The 17527-nt window shown below is 64.2% G+C and carries 16 protein-coding genes, 1 pseudogene and 1 riboswitch; of the genes and pseudogenes, 9 read left to right on the top strand and 8 right to left on the bottom strand.

Annotation, left to right across the window (positions count from 1 at the left end; translation table 11 throughout):
• Positions 1-12: 12 nt before the first annotated feature.
• A riboswitch (Fluoride riboswitch) is annotated at positions 13-77 on the bottom strand.
• Between the two features lie 48 nt (positions 78-125).
• Positions 126-1007 carry a LysR family transcriptional regulator gene (locus CXB49_RS01625; protein WP_233492912.1) on the bottom strand — a complete coding sequence of 294 codons (882 nt, stop codon included), beginning with the start codon at positions 1005-1007 and terminating at the stop codon, positions 126-128.
• 182 nt (positions 1008-1189) lie between these two features.
• Between CXB49_RS01625 and CXB49_RS01620 the strand changes: the two genes are divergently transcribed.
• From CXB49_RS01620 to CXB49_RS01610, 3 genes are read left to right on the top strand one after another with little or no spacing between them, the layout of a single operon-like run.
• Entirely contained in the window at positions 1190-2257 is a 1068-nt protein-coding gene (locus tag CXB49_RS01620) for an alkene reductase (RefSeq protein WP_101706785.1), read from the top strand.
• 14 nt (positions 2258-2271) lie between these two features.
• Positions 2272-3030: a pirin family protein gene (locus CXB49_RS01615; RefSeq protein ID WP_199406763.1), complete on the top strand. Its 759-nt coding sequence runs from the start codon at positions 2272-2274 to the stop codon at positions 3028-3030.
• Positions 3027-3614, top strand: a complete 588-nt coding sequence (locus CXB49_RS01610; RefSeq protein WP_101706784.1) for an isochorismatase family protein — start codon at positions 3027-3029, stop codon at positions 3612-3614. The genes CXB49_RS01615 and CXB49_RS01610 overlap by 4 nt, the downstream gene beginning before the upstream one ends.
• A 103-nt stretch (positions 3615-3717) precedes the next feature.
• Here the strand turns inward: CXB49_RS01610 and CXB49_RS01605 are convergent, their stop codons facing one another.
• Together CXB49_RS01605 and CXB49_RS01600 are read right to left on the bottom strand one after the other, a co-directional pair.
• Complete coding sequence (locus CXB49_RS01605) at positions 3718-4353, bottom strand: YbhB/YbcL family Raf kinase inhibitor-like protein (RefSeq protein WP_101706783.1); 636 nt, start codon at positions 4351-4353, stop codon at positions 3718-3720.
• Positions 4354-4455: 102 nt separating this feature from the next.
• Entirely contained in the window at positions 4456-4890 is a 435-nt protein-coding gene (locus tag CXB49_RS01600) for a MerR family transcriptional regulator (RefSeq protein WP_101706782.1), read from the bottom strand.
• A gap of 78 nt (positions 4891-4968) precedes the next feature.
• On the opposite strand from CXB49_RS01600, the gene CXB49_RS01595 reads away from it, so the two are divergent.
• The 3 genes from CXB49_RS01595 to CXB49_RS01585 all read left to right on the top strand — a co-directional run bounded on the left by CXB49_RS01595 (position 4969) and on the right by CXB49_RS01585 (position 9167).
• Entirely contained in the window at positions 4969-6198 is a 1230-nt protein-coding gene (locus CXB49_RS01595) for an NADH:flavin oxidoreductase/NADH oxidase family protein (RefSeq protein ID WP_101706781.1), read from the top strand.
• A gap of 414 nt (positions 6199-6612) precedes the next feature.
• On the top strand, positions 6613-7809 hold the full coding sequence (locus CXB49_RS01590; RefSeq protein ID WP_233492911.1) for a TcdA/TcdB catalytic glycosyltransferase domain-containing protein: 1197 nt from the start codon (positions 6613-6615) through the stop codon (positions 7807-7809).
• A 101-nt stretch (positions 7810-7910) separates the two neighbouring features.
• Positions 7911-9167 carry a hypothetical protein gene (locus tag CXB49_RS01585; RefSeq protein WP_101706779.1) on the top strand — a complete coding sequence of 419 codons (1257 nt, stop codon included), beginning with the start codon at positions 7911-7913 and terminating at the stop codon, positions 9165-9167.
• 38 nt (positions 9168-9205) lie between these two features.
• On the opposite strand, the gene CXB49_RS01580 is transcribed toward CXB49_RS01585, so the two are convergent.
• Both CXB49_RS01580 and CXB49_RS01575 read right to left on the bottom strand, forming a co-directional pair.
• Positions 9206-9688 (bottom strand): hypothetical protein, encoded by a 483-nt coding sequence (locus tag CXB49_RS01580; RefSeq protein ID WP_158300580.1) that lies wholly within the window; start codon positions 9686-9688, stop codon positions 9206-9208.
• A 31-nt stretch (positions 9689-9719) separates the two neighbouring features.
• Positions 9720-11474: a hypothetical protein gene (locus CXB49_RS01575; protein ID WP_158300579.1), complete on the bottom strand. Its 1755-nt coding sequence runs from the start codon at positions 11472-11474 to the stop codon at positions 9720-9722.
• A gap of 370 nt (positions 11475-11844) precedes the next feature.
• Here CXB49_RS01575 and CXB49_RS01570 point away from each other — a divergent pair, with 370 nt between their 5' ends.
• On the top strand, positions 11845-13074 hold the full coding sequence (locus tag CXB49_RS01570) for a PrpF domain-containing protein (protein ID WP_233492910.1): 1230 nt from the start codon (positions 11845-11847) through the stop codon (positions 13072-13074).
• A gap of 175 nt (positions 13075-13249) precedes the next feature.
• On the opposite strand, the gene CXB49_RS23855 is transcribed toward CXB49_RS01570, so the two are convergent.
• The gene (locus CXB49_RS23855) at positions 13250-13615 is read right to left on the bottom strand and encodes a LysR substrate-binding domain-containing protein (RefSeq protein ID WP_369826530.1); all 366 of its coding nucleotides are present in this window, start codon (positions 13613-13615) and stop codon (positions 13250-13252) included.
• Complete coding sequence (locus CXB49_RS01565) at positions 13504-14112, bottom strand: LysR family transcriptional regulator (RefSeq protein ID WP_199406761.1); 609 nt, start codon at positions 14110-14112, stop codon at positions 13504-13506. The genes CXB49_RS23855 and CXB49_RS01565 overlap by 112 nt, the downstream gene beginning before the upstream one ends.
• A gap of 123 nt (positions 14113-14235) precedes the next feature.
• Between CXB49_RS01565 and CXB49_RS01560 the strand changes: the two genes are divergently transcribed.
• Positions 14236-15204: an amidohydrolase family protein gene (locus CXB49_RS01560; protein WP_101706776.1), complete on the top strand. Its 969-nt coding sequence runs from the start codon at positions 14236-14238 to the stop codon at positions 15202-15204.
• Here the strand turns inward: CXB49_RS01560 and CXB49_RS24390 are convergent.
• Positions 15193-15471 (bottom strand): annotated as a pseudogene (locus CXB49_RS24390) (transposase); the annotation flags it as partial. The gene CXB49_RS01560 and the pseudogene CXB49_RS24390 overlap by 12 nt on opposite strands.
• Positions 15472-16852: 1381 nt before the next feature.
• Here CXB49_RS24390 and CXB49_RS01555 point away from each other — a divergent pair.
• Entirely contained in the window at positions 16853-17515 is a 663-nt protein-coding gene (locus tag CXB49_RS01555; protein ID WP_101706775.1) for a LuxR C-terminal-related transcriptional regulator, read from the top strand.
• Positions 17516-17527 lie beyond the last annotated feature (12 nt).

Genomic DNA, 17527 nt, shown 5'->3' with positions numbered 1-17527 from the left:
CCCGGTCCAGGGAACACTGTAGGCATCATCAGCTTGGATCAAGCGCTTATCGGAGGAATGCCATCTCCATTGCCATCGATTCTACGAAAGCGGCCACCGGCGCGCAAGCGGTGTCCGTCGCGGCGCTAGCGCCGCGCCAGCCGCACGCGCAGAAACTCGATGAAGCGCTGGGTCTTGGCCGGGATCAGCCGGGTCTCTGTGATCGCATACACCGGAATCGGCGCGCCGGACCACGCCGGCAGAACGCGCTGCAGGCTGCCGGCGGCCAGTTCGTCGGCCACCACGGCCGCCGGAATCAGGATGATGCCCATGTCCAGCGCCGCCAGGCGGCGCATCAGGCCGACGCTGTTCAGCGCGAACCGTCCCCCTATCGCGACGCTGGCCTGTTGCCCGCCGCTCTCCAGCGTCCAGGATCCGGCGCCGGCCTTCTGCATGCTCAGGCATTCGTGGCCCGCCAGCTCGGCCGGCGCCGCCGGCATGCCGCGTTGTCGCAGATAGCCCGGAGAGGCGTAGAGCTCGGTCGGCAGCGAGGCGAGGTGGCGCGCGATCAGCTGCGAATTCTCCGGCGCGCCCATGCGGATCGCGACGTCGAACGGCTCGCTGACCAGGTCGGCGCGCCGCGGCGTCAGATCGAAGTCGAACGCCAGGCCGGGGTGCTGCCGGGCGAATTCCGCGATCAGCGGCGCCAGGTAGGCGACCGCGAAATCGACCGGCAGCGAGGCCCGCAGCACCCCGACAGGCTGGGCCAGCATGTCGCCCAGCTGTTCATGCGCCAGCCGCGCCTCGTCGACGATGCGGCGGCAGCGCTCGTAGTAGATCAAGCCGGCCTCGGTCAGCTCTACCTTGCGCGTCGTCCGGTGCAGGAGGCGCAGGCCGATGGCCTTTTCCAGCGCGGAAACCCGGCGCGACAGCGTCGAGTTGGGCACGCCGGTGGCCTCCGCCGCGCCGCGAAAGCCCCTGGCTTTGACCACCTCGACGAATAAGGCCATATCGTTCAGCAACTCCACTCACTGCTCCATATTTGGATCAATCCTTTCCAAAATACCATATTTATCCCATTAAAAAACAAGGGGATGATGGACTCCGGCAAGTCGAACCAAGCCGTCGCCGCGCAGCCGCTTGCAGTGATTGCGGGATCGATAGAAATCCGGTTTGCCGACCGCACACGGATCACCGCAAAGGAAGACGCATGAACACGATTTTCACGCCGGCCACGATGGGCCGCCACCCGCTGAAGAACCGCATCGCGATGGCGCCGATGACGCGCAGCCGCGCCGGCCTCGACGGCACGCCGGGCGAGCTGGCGGCCACCTACTACGCGCAGCGCGCCAGCGTCGGGCTGATCATCGCCGAAGGCACCCAGCCTTCCGACGACGGCCAGGGCTATCTGGCCACGCCCGGCATCTACACCGACGCGCATGTGGCCGGCTGGCGCAACGTCGCCTCGGCGGTCCACCGCCACGGCAGCCGCCTCTTCATCCAGCTGATGCACGTCGGCCGGATGTCGCACCCGGACAATACGCCCCATCATCGGCAAGCCGTCGCGCCGTCGGCCATCGCGCCAAACACCCAGATGTTCACGCCGACCGGCATGCAGGACATTCCGCAACCGCGGGCGCTGAGCCTGGACGAGATCGGCCAAACCGTGGCGGACTTCCGCCTGGCCGCGCGGCGCGCCATCGAGGCCGGCGCGGACGGCGTCGAAATCCACGGCGCCAACGCCTATCTGATCCAGCAGTTCCTGGCGCCCAGCGCCAACCAGCGCGCCGACCGCTATGGCGGCTCCATCGAAAACCGGGCCCGCTTCGCCATCGAGGTCGCCGCCGCCATCGCCGACGAAATCGGCCCCGAGCGGACCGGCATCCGGCTGTCGCCCGGCACGCCGATCTGGGGCATAGACGAAGGCCCGGAAGGCCCGGCGCTGTATCGGCACCTGGTCGCCGAACTGGACAAGCTCGGCCTGGCCTATCTGCACCTGATGCATCTGGGCGACGAGGCGCTGCTGCGGGACCTGCGCCGGCTCTGGCAACAAAGCCTGATCCTGAACCGTCCCGGCCAACCGCGCGAACGGATAGGCTCGGACGTCGAGTCCGGCCTGGCGGACCTGGAGTCCTACGGCCAGATGATTCTCGCCAATCCCGACTTCGTCGCCAGGCTGCAGGCGGACGCCCCGCTGAACGAGGCCGACCGCGCCACCTTCTACGGCGGCGGCGCAAGAGGTTATACCGACTATCCGGCGCTGCTCGCGCCGAACTGAGACCGGAAGCCATCATGCCCGTCATCGCCAACTTGCGCCCGCTCAGCCGCGGCGACCACTTCCGGGCCCATGGATTGCGCGACGCCGCCGGCCGGCTGGACCCCTTCATCGGCGTCGACCACGCCTGGATGAGCGCCCCGACCTTCCCGGCGCATCCGCATGCCGGCTTCTCCGCGGTGTCCTATGTGTTCGCCGACTCGGAAACCGGCATCGACAACCGCGACTCGCTGGGCACGCGCAACCGGATCCGCCCCGGCGGCCTGCACTGGACCGCCGCCGGCAGCGGCATCGTCCACCAGGAAGACCCGGCCGAGGCCGGCAAGACCGTGCATTCGCTGCAGATTTTCGTGCAGCTGCCGCCGGCAGCCCAAAACGGCCCGCCATCGGCGCACAGCCTGGCGCCGGAAGACATTCCTCAGGTCCGCCCGCCCGGCGCGCGCATCCGCGTCGCGCTGGGAACTTTCGACGGCCGGACCTCGCCGTTGACGCCGCCGACGCCGGTCACGCTGCTGGACATCGAGCTGGAGGACGGCGCATCGGTGACGCTCACCGTTCCCGCCGGCGGCGGCGCCTTCCTGCTGCCGATTGCCGGCGAGGCCGCCATCGACGGGACGCCGTTCACGCCGGACGGACTAAGCCTGCCGGTGTATCCGGCCGACGGCCGCTCCCGCGCCGTCGTGGTCCAGGCCCGCAACGGGCCGGCCCACATCGTGTTTTTCCAGGGGCAACCCCTGACTTCGTCGTTGAATCGACACCAGGAGCATCAAGCATGAGTTTTGAACGATATACCGCCGACAATGCGGCGCTGTTGCTGATCGACCATCAGGTCGGAACAATGGGCTGGGTGCGCTCGCTGCCCTTCGAGGAGATGAAGCGCAACGCGCTGATGCTGGCCCAGGCGGCCCGCATCCTGAAGATGCCGGCGGTGCTAACCTCCAGCATGGAAGACTACGCGCAGGGGCCGCTGCTCGCCGAGCTGGCCGACATCCTGCCCGCCGCGTTCGACGCGCGCGTCAAGCGCGCCGGCATCGTCAACGCGATGGACGACCCGAACTTCGCCGCCGCGGTGCGGGCCACCGGCCGCAAGAAGCTGATCGTCGCCGGCGTCACCAACGACGTCTGCACGGTGTTTCCGGTGCTCAGCCTGGTCGGCATGGGCTACCAGGTGCAGGTGATCGCCGACGCCGGCGGCTCGCCCGGCAAGCTGGCCGACGACATGGCGCTGCGGCGGATGGAACAGGCCGGCGCGACGCTGTCCAGCACCAACCAGGCGATCGCCGAGCTGGTCGGCACCTGGGCCACGCCCGAGGGCATGGAGATCGCGCAACAGGTCATCATGCCGTCGATGCCGCAGTAAGAGCCTGTACGCGATCTTTTTGCGGCATCGGCAGAAGTCGCCCCGCAAGGCAGGCCGGCCAACGGGGCGGCGCATCGGCGCCGCTCCCGTCCGGCGCCTCCGCTCAGCCTACCGCGACGTCCGGATTCAGGCTGTACAGGCCGGTCAGGCTGGCCTGGCCCAAGACCTCGGCCTTGGCCAGCGCCGCGCTGACCTTGGCGCCGGTCGGCGCGCCCTCGATGTCCAGCGTCGGCGTCGCCAGCGCGTAGACGGTGAAGACGTAATGGTGGACCCGCTCGTCGTTCCACGGCGGGCACGGGCCGTCGTAACCGTAGTAGTCGCCGCCCATCTGCTCGTCGCCGGCGAACCAGGCGGTGTAGTCGTTGATGCCGTGGCGCAGCCCGCCGGGCGCGGCCGGTCCCGGCTTGCCGCGCGGCGTGACGGCCGAGGAATGCGAGCCGGCCGCGACTTCGGCGGTGCCGGCCGGAATGTCCAGCAGCAGCCAGTGGAAGAAATCGACGCGCGGCAGCGAGGCCGGCACGACGCGGCCGGCCTGGTTGACGTCGTCGCCGCGGCTGGGCACGTCCGGATCATGGCAGACGATGACGAAGGAACGGGTGCCCGCCGGCGCGCCGCTCCATGCCAGGTGGGGATTGCGGTTGGCCGACAGGGCGATGCGGCTGGCCGCGTCGGGCACGGCGAACGCGAATTCGCCCGGAATCGGCCGTCCGTCCTGGAAGTTCTGACTGATCAGTTGCATATGAGTTTGATCCCATGCGGTGATGGAGGGGGAAGCACCGACAACAATATAGGGATTTCCAGCGGAACGGGAAGCGATGACGATGGCCTGACGCGCCCGCCATCACGCCGATGGCGGCGAGCCCGCCCCGTCGCAATCGTCGCGCAGCCGGTTCAATACCCATTGCGCGCGGTCCGCGCACGTCAGCCCGTCGGGACCGTTTTCTATGCTGTCGATGGCGAGCAGCAGCTGCGCCCTGCTCTGCGCCAGCCGCGCCTGCAGCCGTTCGATTTCCGCGACCTTGCTCTTCAGCCCGTCCAGCAAGGCTTCGTGCCGCCAGGCATCCGGCGCCACCGGCAGCAGGTGGCGTATCTCTTCCAGCGAGAAGCCCGCGCCCTGGGCGCCGGCGATGATCTCCAGAACCCACAGCGCCTCCGGTCCGTAGTCGCGGTAGCCATTGGCCTGGCGCTCCACCGCCGATATCAGTCCGTTCGCCTCGTAAAAGCGAATGCGGGAGGCCGTCAAGCCGCTGCGCTTCGCCAATTCGCCAATCTTCATCTCTCCCTCTCGAAAGCGCTTGACCTTAAACTTAACTTTAAGCTTATGGTTGAGTTTGAGTCAACTGGAGGATCTCCGATGAAAGTATTCGACACGCTGGCGCTGCCCAATGGTTCCAGCATTCCGAACCGCATCGCCAAGGCCGCGATGGAAGAGAATATGGCGGACGCCGAACACGCGCCGGCCGAGGCCCTGCTGCGCCTCTACCAGGCCTGGGCGGACGGCGGCGCCGGCCTGCTGATCAGCGGCAATGTGATGGTGGACCGCCGCGCGATGACCGGACCGGGTGGCGTGGTGCTGGAAAACGAGCGGCACCTCGACCAGTTCAAGCGCTGGGCCCGGACCGGCCGCGCCAACGGCGCGCAGTTCTGGCTGCAGATCAATCATCCGGGCCGGCAGATGCCCGCCCGGATGAAGCAGCAGACCTGGGCGCCGTCGGCGGTGCCGCTGGAACTGGGCAAGATGTCCCGGCATTTCGCGATGCCGGAAGAGATGACGCATCAGATGATAGCCGAGGTGATAGGCCGCTTTGCCCGAACCGCCCATCTGGCGGAGTCCGCCGGCTTCAACGGGGTGGAAATCCACGCGGCCCACGGCTATCTGCTGAGCCAGTTCCTGTCGCCGCTCAGCAATCGGCGGACCGATGCCTGGGGCGGCTCGCTGGAAAACCGGGCCCGGCTGCTGCTGGAAATCGTCAAGGCGGTCCGCGCCACGGTCTCGCCCGGCTTCGCCGTGGCGGTCAAGCTCAACTCCGCCGACTTCCAGCGCGGCGGCTTCAGCGTAGACGACGCCCGGCAGGTAGTGACGCTGCTCAACGATCTGGCCGTCGATCTGGTCGAGTTGTCCGGCGGCAGCTATGAAGCCCCGGCGATGCAGGGCCAGGCCCGCGACGGACGCACGCTGGCCCGCGAAGCCTATTTCGTCGAATTCGCCCGCGACATCCGCACCGTCGCGCGGATGCCGGTGATGGTCACCGGCGGCATCCGCCGCCGGCCGGTCGCCGAGCAAGTGGTAAACAGCGGGGTCGACATGGTGGGCATCGGCACCGCGCTGGCCATCAACCCGATGCTGCCGCGCGATTGGCTAAGCGGCCGGGACAGCGCGCCGGCGCTGCCGCCTATCCGTTGGAAGAACAAGCCGTTGGCGTCACTGGCCAATATGGCCGTCGTCAAGTTCCAGCTGCGCAAGCTCAGTCGCGGCCAGGCTCCCCGTCCCGGCGTATCGCCGCTGCGCGCGCTGATCATGCAACAACTGGCCGACGCCTGCCTGACCCGCCGCTATCTGCGCGGAATGGCGGAACGGGCCTGACGCCTGTTGACGATCGTCGCCGGCCACGGCCGTCTTCCGTCGGCCGCCGGCGCAGAAAACGGCCTGGGCCGGCAACACGCCCTCCTTTCCGACCGGTCTCATCGTCCCTCCCGCCGCCATTCCCGTCCGCCCCGGGCTTGAAACTCCGCGGCGGCGGCGTCCGCATTTTGACCTTTATAGTAAAAAGGTTTTCGGTGAGCGCTTTTTGTAAGCGATTGATTTATGGCTGCGTTTAAATGCACTCACTTCTTTTCGTCCTTGATTGCAGGAGCTGACATGATTGTGAATTCGGCAGTAAACGCTCGCCCGCAAAATCTCTCTTCCCCTTCCGGCGTGGAATCGACCCAGGCAAACCGCGGCTTTTCCCAGGTTTACGACAAAGGCGATTTCAAGGCGGTGCCGTCGGAAATTCACATGGTCTGGGTCGGCTCCAAACCGGGATCCAGCCAGCAGCAATACCTGCGCGAATGGTCCGATAAAAACCCGGACAGCACGGTCAATCTCTGGGTGGATTCCAAACAATTCGGCGCTTACGCGGCAAACAAGGAAGTCAGGGAGCAGGTCAACGCGCTATTCCCGGACGCCAAGCAGTACCAGCAGGAAAAACTGTTCCGCGGCCTGTTCAGCCAGGTAAAGACCACCTTGCAACAGCCGGACACCGCGCTGAACCGCGCCGCGCAGAAACAGGCGCTGGGCGAGCTGAACAAGGAACTGGGCGCCAAAGGCAACCAGGCCCTGTCTCAGGCGCTGCTGCCCGACGGCGGCAAAGTCACGCCGGAGAACGCGGCCAAGGTCCTGCAGGTTTTCCAGCAACAGACGCACGGCAACGACGACAAGTTTCTGCAGGCCGACCGGCTGATACTGGACCAAACCGTCAAGGCCTGGGACCGCTGCGCCGAAGACTGCCCGCGCGATACCGACGCGCTGCAGACGCTGCGCGAGCAGTTCGCCGACCGCGGCAATATCCGCATCCGCGACCTGAGCGATCCCAGCGATCTCCAGCTGAAAAACCGCGACGCCTACCAGCATGAAATCGTCGGCCGCAACGGCGCCTACCCGGCCGCCTCCGACATCGCCCGCTACGAAATCCTGCATACCTACGGCGGCGTCTACGCCGACATCGACCTGGAATGCACTCAAGCGCTGAGCGGCGCCCTACACGCGCATCCGGACCTGATGCTGGTCGGTCTGGCCGAAGGCAAGCGCGAAGCCAGCGGCAGCTCGACGCCGTACTTCGCCAACGCCTTGCTGGCCAGCCATCCCGGCAGCCAGATGCTGGCCGACTTCATAGACAAGATAGGCAACGACTACCAGGGCATGCGCGGCAACCAGTTTGTCGGCGACCGCTATTTCAGCCGCCCCAACAAGAGCACCATCGAAGGCACCGGCCCCAACGCGCTGCGCGGCCAGGTGGACGCCGTGGTGCATCAGGGCGAGCCGGAGCGGATGCGCAATGACCCGCAATCGCTGGCGGAACGGATCTGGGACCGCTCGCAAGCGCAGAACCAGGACTTCTGGACCGCGATGGAATCCCACTTCAAGTTCCCGGACGGCTACGTCAACTTCGAAACCGAGGAACAGCAGCAAAGCGCGACCAAGGACATGGCCTAAGCGTCGTCGCCGTCGGCCGGGATCGAGCAGCGCCTCGAAACCGGCCGGCGTCCAGACAACTGGTTACCGCTCCCTCGAACTCTGCCAACAGGTCAAAACACATGTCCACCTCGATCAGCCTCGATACTCGCCAAACGGCGTTTTCCCTGAGCAATGAACGCGTGAGCCGCATGATGAGCGGCGACAAGCAAACCGCCACGCATATGGGCCTGTGGGACAAGTTCAAGGACTTGTTCCGCTCCGAGAAAAAACAGGAAGCCCTGAATGCGCTGTTCGAACTGACGAACACCTGGCGGGGCCCTTCCCAATCGTTCTACGCCTTCAATCAGCTGGCCCAGATGGCCACGCCGAACAACCGGACGCTGTTCACCGTGGCGGTGTCGCCGGAACAGGATGGCTACCGGCTCGATTACTGCATCAGCGGCCACCCGGTCAGGACGGAGCAGGTGACGCCGGCGGCGCGGGACATGATTCTGGCGCGCATGGGCCAGCCCACCGGCGCGGAACACTTGGAAAAGCCGGTGTTGAGTCTGGAAGAGCACCGCCGGGAGGTCTCCCCGGAGCAAGTGAACCAGCTCAAGGACAGCGATTTCGGCTCCGGCGGCGTGCACAAGCGCTTCCATGCCGGCACCGGCGTGCTGCAGGCCCGGGATGCTATCGGCCGCGAGGACTTCATCCGCGAAGACCGCCTGCAGCAATACGCGGAATCGCGCCCGGATCTGCAGCACTACATCTCCACCCAGCGGCAGATAAACGCGCCGCAGGACGCCAACGGCAAATTCGCCTACGCCCAGGTGCCGCTGTACGACCGGGACCAGATCAACAGCCGCGAACTGGACCAGGCCCTGCCCACGCTGACGCCGAACCAGGCCAAGAGCGTGGCGGCCCAACTGGTGGACATGGCCAGAGCCTTCTATTGCAATCAGCTGTCCCACCGCGACTTGCACATGCAGAATCTGCTGGTGCATGCGGAACGCAAGGAAGACGGCGCCGTGTTCCTGAAGGCGATAGACTTCGGCCGCGCCAAGTTCGACGCCGCCGAGTTCGAGCCGGAGCGCTTCAACGACGTCGATTACCTGTTCGACCGGCAAGGCTGCTCGCTGGCGGAAACGGTGGGGCGCAATTATCTGGCCGGCAAGGATTCGGCGGTGGCCCAAAAGCACTACCCCTTGCACAAGCTGCTGGAACGGTTCAACCACCGCGGCGCCGACGTGACGGAAACCCTGTCCGGCATCGGCGCGCGCTTGAAGGCCGATTTGCAGATGGCGGGCGGCGACGCCGCACGCATCGATCAGGCCTTCGAATGCGCGTCCGGGGAAGTGCAGATGGCCTTCGGATGGGTGGCGCGGCCGCAGTAAACGATTCCCGCCGACGGCCGAGACGCTTCAAGACGGTTTTATCGCCGCGTTTCCTGCGCCGGCATTTCGATCACGCGCTGGCCGCCGGGGGCCGACGCGCGGACGCCCGCGGCGGAGCGCGGCTTGTATACGGCGGCGCCAACCGTCACCGGGACGGAAATGATGCTGGTTCCGGCCGCGGTGGTGGCGAACACGTTCAGAAAATAGGCGCCATCGGACGCGGCCTGCACGACGACCGTGTCGTCATAGCCGCCCTTGCCGTTTGGCGCGATGGTTTTCTGCGCCGGACCGGACAGCGTCAACGCGCCTTCGGTCGTATACGTCACCTGCGCGCCGCCGGATGCCGAAAGTCCGGCATAGTGCACGTCCACGCTGATCGGCCTGCCCGCGGAACCGCGCGCGGCCGAGGCCCAGACCCGAATGCCGCCGTAGTTCTTCGCGGCGGAAACACTCGCCTGCGCGAAAGCCGCTTGCGCACCGAGCAGCGACACGACCGCAAGCATCAGTAAAATCCTTTTCATCGCGTCCTCCTTAACATTGCCGGACGGCCGATTACATCGTCACGTCGATGCAGCGCGGCTCGGTGCCGGCAGGCGTCGTGGGATCGAGGTCCGCATTCGATGCCACGTCGACGGCATAGTCTCCTGCGGCCGGAAAATCATACAAGCCGCCAACCGACGCCAAGGGCTGGCCCATCACAAACGGATAGAAGTAATAGTCGTTGACCCCGGTGTCGCCCGGCTTCAGCGTGGCAAGGAAGAAGTAGCCGCCCGCGGCGGGAATCGTGACGCGCAGATGGCGGCGGTTGCCCAGCTTGTTGTCTGTTCCGAACTGGTTGGTCGTGCAGGCCGTCACGGTCTGGCCGGGCGCCAGCCAGACATAGACCGGATACACGGCGGGGTTCGCGTCGGCCGGATCGCCCGGGAAGCTGGTCTGGCTTCCCCATTCGTCGAGCTGAGCGCCCCCCTGGACGTCGACGGCGGCAAGCAGCCGGTCGAGTTCCTGCTTGCCCGCGTCGGACAGGCCGGGCCTCAAAGCCGTGGCGAATGAAAAGATGCTGGTCTCCGCCGGCGTCGTCTTCTCCCCGGTAAGCAAGGCCCGGTACATCGGCGTGAAGCCGATGCTGGCCGCCTGGCTGGCTTCATAAATGAAGTTGCCGACCGCCGATTCATTGTACCAGGCGTGTTCCTCGTACGACGGCACCCGGTCCAGCTGCAGATAGACGCTTATCCGCCCCTGCTTCGGACCGGCGGTGTCGGTATAGGCCGGCGTCCCCCGCATGATGGACGAAAACGCGTTGCCGAACCCTTCGCCAAAGGCGACGCGCATGTCGAGCACATTGCCGCTGCCGTGCTGGCCGCCGACGGAGTCCGAACGCGAAACGCTACCTTCCACATAGTGGCCATACTCATGCACGATCACGCTCGAATCGTATTCGTCGGTGTCGACGTTTTCCGCGCCGAGAATATACAGGCCGGTGCCCGCGCCTCTTCCTTCATAATGGCTGGTCTCGATAAGGCCGGCGTTGTTGTTGGACCCGTTGCCGGAGCTGTCGTCGTCGGCGTCGTTCGATGAAGTGTCCGAATCCGGCCGGTTGTTCACGCTCCAGAACACATTGAGCGCGGGCAGGGGCACATCCGGCGCGGCCTGGTGCAGCTTCTGCGCGGCGGTCACGGTCTGGTCTAGGATCGCGAACGGCGCCGCCGTGCGCGTCGCGCCGTAACTGGCGCCGGTCCAGCCGGATCCGGCGTTCAAATTGACTATCGTAAACCGCGAAGCGGTGGTGAAGACGCCGCCGCGCATCGCGTAGATAGGCGCGGTGCCCGGCGCGGCCAGGTACTCCGGCGCCGTGTTGTCTCGGACCCTGATCAGATAATTGGGCGTACCGGCCGGCCCTTCGGACGCCTGTGCCGTGACGCGTACATACGCCTGCTCTCCGGCCTGCACCGCGATGGAATAAGCGCCGCTGTCGTCGGTGCTCGTCGTGCCCAGTATCGCGCCGCCATTGGCCGAGACCAGCTCGACCAGCGCGTGTCGCACCGGCAGTTGCGTGGTCTTCGCATAGTCGAGGTAGCCCTGGCTTGTCCCGTCGTCGTTCGTCGTCGCGGAGGTGGGAACGAAGTCATAGCTGACCTTGCCCTCGATAATGGGGGGAAGATTGATATCCGCGCCGCCGCCGGACCCGCCGCCGCACGCTCCCAGAACGACTGCGGACAAGGCGCTGAGCGCCAAACGGATTGACCGTCGTCGACGATCGGACAATATGAAATCTCGTCTCATCGCGCTCACCCGTTTCTCATTCGCCATATTGTTGTTTTAGATTCCGGCGAATCATTTCTCAATCGCATTGGCATGAAAGTTTGTCTCAGCTCAATCACATTAAGTTGACGAGAAATATGGGCCGCGCCGCCAGGCGGGCGATGACGCCAAACGGCAAGCATGGCGGCGCTGCACTCGGAGCCGTATGATGAACCGTCATGCCGCTCGCTCCGACCGAAGCGTCAGAGGCGGATGAGCGGCCGCCCAAGCGCATCGAAGGCGGTAGGTCACGGCGCCAGCGGGGGGCCGACGTCGCCGCTGATCAATCGATGTTTGCAGACGCGGCGCGCATCAGAATGATATGGCATGCTTGTTCCATGCCATCGTCCCGCCCTGAAATACGGTATTGGAGCCATAGATGAAGCCGCAGATGAAGCCGCCCTCTCCCACCCTTCGCCCTTACCGTGCCTTCGGCATTTGGCATTACCCGGTGCATCTGATGCGCGGCGGCACATCCAGCGGGCTTGTCCTACCCGGCGCGCTCATCCCTGAAGAGCCGGCGCTGCGCGACGAACTGCTTCGCCATCTGATGGGCGTCCCCCTGCATGGAGAACTGCCGGGAAATAAGCAACTGACCGGCCTGGGACGCGGCACGCCGACGAGCAACAAGGTGTTTCTGGTCGATCAGGAAGAGGCCGACGGACAATTCCGGTTGATCAGCACCCTGGCGCAACTCGCCGCGCACACCGATGCGATCGATTGGCGTGTCAACTGCGGCAATTTGTCGTCGGCCCTGCCGCTGTGGGCGCTGGACATGGGCTGGCTCAACCCCGATGCCGATGGCCTGTGTCGGATTCGCATACGCAACACCAACACCGGCGTGATCAGCGACGCCAGCATGAGCATGGAGGCGGACCAGCGGTTGCGAAGCGCCGCCATTCCAGGCGTCGAAGGGCTTTGGCCGGAAGTCCACCTGTATTTGAACCATCCGGTCGGAGCCAAGACGGGACAGCTGCTGCCGACAGGCTCGGCACGCGATGTCATCGATGGCGTCGAAGTCAGCTGCGTCGACGTGGCGGTGCCGATGGTGCTGATCCGCGCGGCCGATCTGGGCAAGACGGCGCAGGAGTCCCCGGCCGACTTGCAGTCCGATCCGGACTTCATGGCGGCTTTACGCCGTCTGTGGGTGAAGGCGGCCTTGAAGATGCGCTTGCGCGACGCATCCGGCCGCCTGCTGGACGAACGGGAGCTTGCCCTCAGCGAAACCCTGCCCAAAGTCGCCATTCTGGCCCCCGGCCACGGAGAGGCCAGGCTGTGCGTGCGCTATTTCACGCCGCAGCAGGCCCATGCGTCGCTGGCGGTGTCCGGCGCCTGCTGCATCGCCTCCGCCTGCCTGGTGCCCGGCACCATTGCGCATGAACTCGCGGCGATGGAACTGCCGGCGCAAAACGACGATTTCCGCACCGAGATCGCGCTGGCCAACCCAGCGGGCTTGCTGCGCGCGCGGGTGGAGGCCGAAATGGACGGCATGCGCATCGACATTCTCCGCGTCGCCTACCAGCGCAACACCCAGATCCTGCAGCGCGGTCATGTGCCGTTGTACCGCGCATCCGCAGCCTTGGCCGCGGCGCTGGCACGCATCCAATGATAGGGAGGAATGACCTGCCGGGGTCGGACCGCTCCAACTCATACTCCCACGCGCCTTACCGCCAAGAACCATAATCGGACACGATTGCCAAGATCATGCCCATCGATTTTGCCGTAGCGTAATGGATTTCATCCGTACGCCAAACGCGGTCCACCAGCGTAACTTGCGCGCATACTCAGCCATCCAGCATGTCCAGATAGCGCTGCGCCGCGCCCCACTCGCCGCCGGCCCGGCTGATCGCCGCCAATTCAGACACCAGCGGCGAGCGCTCCGTCAGACGGCGATAAACGAGATTAGGCGCCGCCATTTTGCGCACCGGCGCGGGCACCAGGGCCAGGCCCAAGCCCGCCGCCGCCAAGGCCAGCACCGACATGGTGCTGCCCACCTTATAGGCGATGCGCGGTTCGTCGCCCAATAGCTGGCGCAACATCAGCAACTGCCCCTCATCGTCGCCATCGGCGGCATAAACGATGAACGACTGCTCCCGCAAGTCGGACACGCGCAATGAGCGATGCGCGGCCAAGGCATGCCGCGCCCCCATCGCCACCTCCCAATGCCAGCTCCCCGCCGGCCTGGCCTGCAAGCCGGCCGGAAGCGAATGGCCCAATTGCGGGCAATAGCCGACAGAATCGCCTCCAACTGCGCCGCCGGCGCCATTTCATGCAAGTCCACCGCCACATCCGGCCAGGCGGCATGAAAGGCCAGCAAATCGTCCGACAAACGGCCCGCCGCGACGGCATTGCCGACGAAACCTATCCTCACCACGCCGGTTTCGCCGCGCGCGGCGCGGCGCATCACGCTCTTGGCGCGCTCGGCCTGCTCCACCGTCCGCCTGGCTTCGATCAACAAAATCCGTCCGGCGTCGGACAACTCCACCTTGCGCGTGCTGCGCGCAAACAGCGTGACGCCCAGCTCCTCTTCCAACGATCGGATCTGGGCGCTCAATGCCGGCTGGACGATATGCAGTTTTTCGGCGGCCCGGCCGAAATGGCCCTCGTCGGCAAGCGTCAGGAAATAGCGTAGATGGCGTAGTTCCATGCGTCCAAACTCATCACTAAAAATGATTAATCTTGAAATTTAATCTATTGGAGTGATTTTTCAAGCCCGCCTACGCTGAGCATCAGACGCCGCGCCGCGGCGCCATCAATCAGGAACAAGGCCATGACCGCTACTCAACGCATCGATGTCCACCAGCATGTCGTCCCACCGTTCTGGGCTGAAGCCCTGCCCGCCCATGGCGGCGACCCTTCCGGTTGGAAAAGCCCGGAATGGAGCCCGCAAAGCGCCATCGCCTTCATGGACGGCCAGGGCATCGCCACCGGCATTCTGTCGCTGACCGCCCCCGGCGTGCAGGGCTGGTCCGGCCAAGCCAAGCTGGACATGGCCCGCCGCGTCAATGAATACACCGCCGGTTTGGTGGAATGCCATCCCGACCGCTTCGGCAATTTCGCCACCGTGCCGCTGCCGGACATAGCAGGCTCGCTGCGGGAGATCGAATTTGCTTTCGATGCGCTGCACGCGGACGGCGTGGTGCTGCTCAGCAATTACAACGGACAATATCTGGGCGATCCGGCATTCGAACCGGTATGGGCCGAACTGAATCGGCGGCGCGCCACCGTGTTCATCCACCCGGGCAAGCCCGGCATCGACGCCATCGCCGGCATGCCCGGACCGCTGGTGGACTACCCCTTCGACACCACCCGCACCGCGGTGCAGATGACGCTGAACGGCACATTGACCCGCCATCCGGACATAAACGTCATTCTGTCCCATGCCGGCGGCTTTCTGCCGTACGCGTCCCATCGCTTCGCCGAACTGGCCCCGGGCGTACGCGACGATATCCCGTCAAGCGAGGAACTGCTGCGCCTGTTCCAGCGCTTCTACTTCGATACCGCGCTGTCCTCCAGTCCGGCGACCCTCCCCGGCCTGACCGCCTTCGCCGGCATCGGCCACATCCTGTACGGCAGCGACTACCCCTACGCGCCGGCATCGGTCGGGGCATCGTTCACCGCCAAGCTGGATGCATGCGCCGAGCTGTCTCCGGCGGCACATGCCGCGATCAACCACCGCAACGCGCTACCCCTGTTCCCGCGACTGGCCAAAATCGGCGGTTTATCGTCACAAGGCTGACCGCCCCCCAGGACGGCGTTTCCAACGAGGGCCGCCATGCCGGGTCATGCCTTCGGAAGGCGATGGTGGAGAAAAGCGGGGTGACTTTGGCGCGGAGGGCGGCCAGATCTGCTGGCGCCGACGCAGCGTGCCGTAGTCCGGGACGCGCCGGTCCAGGGCCGCGTGGATGAAACCGATGGCCTGTCGCCATGCCAGGCCGAACCGGTTCTTGATGGTCAAACCAAACGGAATGGCCGCCACATCGCGGCAGGTCTGCGCTCGACCTCGCGTCCATCGCGGTCTTGTTTGTCAGGTCATGCTGGTGTCGAGCCGGATAGACAAGGAGCCGCCGTGGATCAGGGCTTGCTGATAGTCCTTCCAGTTGGTGGTTCAACACGGTTTCCCAACTGGCTTGCTCATCCGGCTATTTTACCGAGCCCTTATATGCGTGGATTTACCAAACCAAGCCACGCAAAGTCGTTTCCGCTAAGCGGCGCACACATGAAACCGCCCACCTGGCCATATGCGAGGCCGGCGGTTTCGCTTAGCGTTTTAGCGGTTTATCGATAAGGCGCAGCCCGCTCGGAAAATAAGAGGGGCAAAGCCAAACTGGCTGATCGGTTTAATCGCCGGCAGTTTGATGCCAGGCTTGGCCATGATAATACCTCATCCTAGCCATGAGCAAGCAGCCTGATGCGGCAAGGCCACCATCCAATGACAAACTACATAATCTCGAAAACCCCGCTCGACCGCCCTCTATTGCAGATTTATGTATAAAGCGCAGCAGGTAAAATCGGCGGAACTGAAAGGCATGGAATATTTACAATAAATAATATCCATTTGAAATTAGTTTTAGCATATGATATCCATGAAGGTTAAGTTGCTTTTCGCTAAAATCCTAGTGAAAGCCGGTTAAATTTACCTTTGTAATAACAATGCCAGTTGAATTCATTTTGATGTGGCGGCATCAAATCACCCTATTAACCGAGGAGCAACGCACAAAACCTGACCGATCCGTCATTATCATTGCCATAAAATGGCCTTCATGGGCTTTCAACGCATCCGCCGTCGTCAGCAGCGCCTTTCTGCATACGCGCACTCCGCTCCAGTAGGTTGGCGGGAATGCCGAGATAAATACGACTAATTAAAACTTTATATGATAGGAATATTTACCGCGTTATCAACACTCCCGTGACGACATAAATAGCCTGGCCACAGCCAAGCGCGAAATTGATTTTCAGGCCATGGCAAAAAGCTGAGCCCACGCGGTTTCCATAGAGGAACGCTGGCGCTTCATTACCAACCTTAATCCCACTCATTACATTTAATAATACATTGGCATATCAATAACTTACAAATGGATTCGGTACAGAATTTAGCCATCAGATGAATAAGCCCTCTCTTAGAGCCTGTTCAAAGTCTTTTTGCGGCAGCGGCCGTTGTCTGCCGGATGCAGGGCGCGGAAAACGGCCTCTATGGGCCGCCCAACCGGCAGGCCACCTGCCGCGTCGTCAACGCTTGGCCCTGGGATGACCCAGGCCCGCGCCCTCCGCCTGGCATCCGGCCCGCCGGCTGGGCCGCGCCGAGCACAAAAAGACTTTGAACAGGCTCTGATACGTTCCAAAGGGCGCTGATCTAAATTCACCAGAGTTTCATCGGATGATCAAGCATGCTAAATGAATGGCAGGACGTTTATCATGGCATTGAAAAGGCAACATCGTTGCCAGATCTGGCCGATACCGCTTCGCGCGCCGTCGCGAAGATTGGTTTTTCCCACTGGTTGTTCGAAGTCCGGTCGATTTGCTCCGCCCCCGAGCCGGCCATCTTTTCCGACTGCACCCAAGCGGCGACCTGGATCAGGTATTACAAGGAAGCCGACCTGTTCCCCGGCTGTAGCCCCATCTATGCCGCGCTCAGAAAAAAAGGCCTCGCCGAATGGACGGATGGCGCCCGATTTGTTCTGACGCAATGCAGCTGGATCGGCGCCGATAGCCCAGCCTTGTTCTCCATGGGACGCGAAACCACGCCGGTGATGGCCGAGGAAAAGGCGACCATGGCGCCGTACATCGCTTGGCTTGCCGGCGCGCTGCATGCGAAGTTCATCACGCTCCCCGCCGCGTCGTCATGGGCGCACAACAGCAGCAGCCTCACCGAACGCGAACGGGAGATGCTGCGCTGGACGGCCCTCGGCAAAACCGCCGAGGAAGTCGCGTCCATCGTCGGGCTATCCGCGCGCACCGTCTATTTCCATTTAAAAAACGCGATGCTGAAGCTTAATGCGTCCAACACGCTGCAGGCGGTGGTCAAGTCCATCGTGCTTGGCCTGATCTGAACGCCCGCGCCC

The organism is Chromobacterium sp. ATCC 53434, assembly GCF_002848345.1.
In the GTDB taxonomy this organism is placed as follows: Bacteria; Pseudomonadota; Gammaproteobacteria; order Burkholderiales; family Chromobacteriaceae; genus Chromobacterium.
Note: the sequence above shows the minus strand (reverse complement) of the source record. Positions and strands in the feature narration are given on the sequence as shown.

Bases quoted from the DNA above. Each gene is read 5' to 3' on its own strand.
- CXB49_RS23855 (WP_369826530.1), bottom strand. From the start codon at position 13,615: ATGGGGGCGCGGCATGCCTTGGCCGCGCATCGCTCATTGCGCGTGTCC.
- CXB49_RS01590 (WP_233492911.1), top strand. From the start codon at position 6,613: ATGGTCTGGGTCGGCTCCAAACCGGGATCCAGCCAGCAGCAATACCTG.
- CXB49_RS01600 (WP_101706782.1), bottom strand. From the start codon at position 4,890: ATGAAGATTGGCGAATTGGCGAAGCGCAGCGGCTTGACGGCCTCCCGC.
- CXB49_RS01560 (WP_101706776.1), top strand. From the start codon at position 14,236: ATGACCGCTACTCAACGCATCGATGTCCACCAGCATGTCGTCCCACCG.
- CXB49_RS01610 (WP_101706784.1), top strand. From the start codon at position 3,027: ATGAGTTTTGAACGATATACCGCCGACAATGCGGCGCTGTTGCTGATC.
- CXB49_RS01620 (WP_101706785.1), top strand. From the start codon at position 1,190: ATGAACACGATTTTCACGCCGGCCACGATGGGCCGCCACCCGCTGAAG.
- CXB49_RS01555 (WP_101706775.1), top strand. From the start codon at position 16,853: ATGCTAAATGAATGGCAGGACGTTTATCATGGCATTGAAAAGGCAACA.
- CXB49_RS01575 (WP_158300579.1), bottom strand. From the start codon at position 11,474: ATGGCGAATGAGAAACGGGTGAGCGCGATGAGACGAGATTTCATATTG.
- CXB49_RS01565 (WP_199406761.1), bottom strand. From the start codon at position 14,112: ATGGAACTACGCCATCTACGCTATTTCCTGACGCTTGCCGACGAGGGC.
- CXB49_RS01585 (WP_101706779.1), top strand. From the start codon at position 7,911: ATGTCCACCTCGATCAGCCTCGATACTCGCCAAACGGCGTTTTCCCTG.
- CXB49_RS01615 (WP_199406763.1), top strand. From the start codon at position 2,272: ATGCCCGTCATCGCCAACTTGCGCCCGCTCAGCCGCGGCGACCACTTC.
- CXB49_RS01595 (WP_101706781.1), top strand. From the start codon at position 4,969: ATGAAAGTATTCGACACGCTGGCGCTGCCCAATGGTTCCAGCATTCCG.
- CXB49_RS01605 (WP_101706783.1), bottom strand. From the start codon at position 4,353: ATGCAACTGATCAGTCAGAACTTCCAGGACGGACGGCCGATTCCGGGC.
- CXB49_RS01580 (WP_158300580.1), bottom strand. From the start codon at position 9,688: ATGAAAAGGATTTTACTGATGCTTGCGGTCGTGTCGCTGCTCGGTGCG.
- CXB49_RS01570 (WP_233492910.1), top strand. From the start codon at position 11,845: ATGAAGCCGCAGATGAAGCCGCCCTCTCCCACCCTTCGCCCTTACCGT.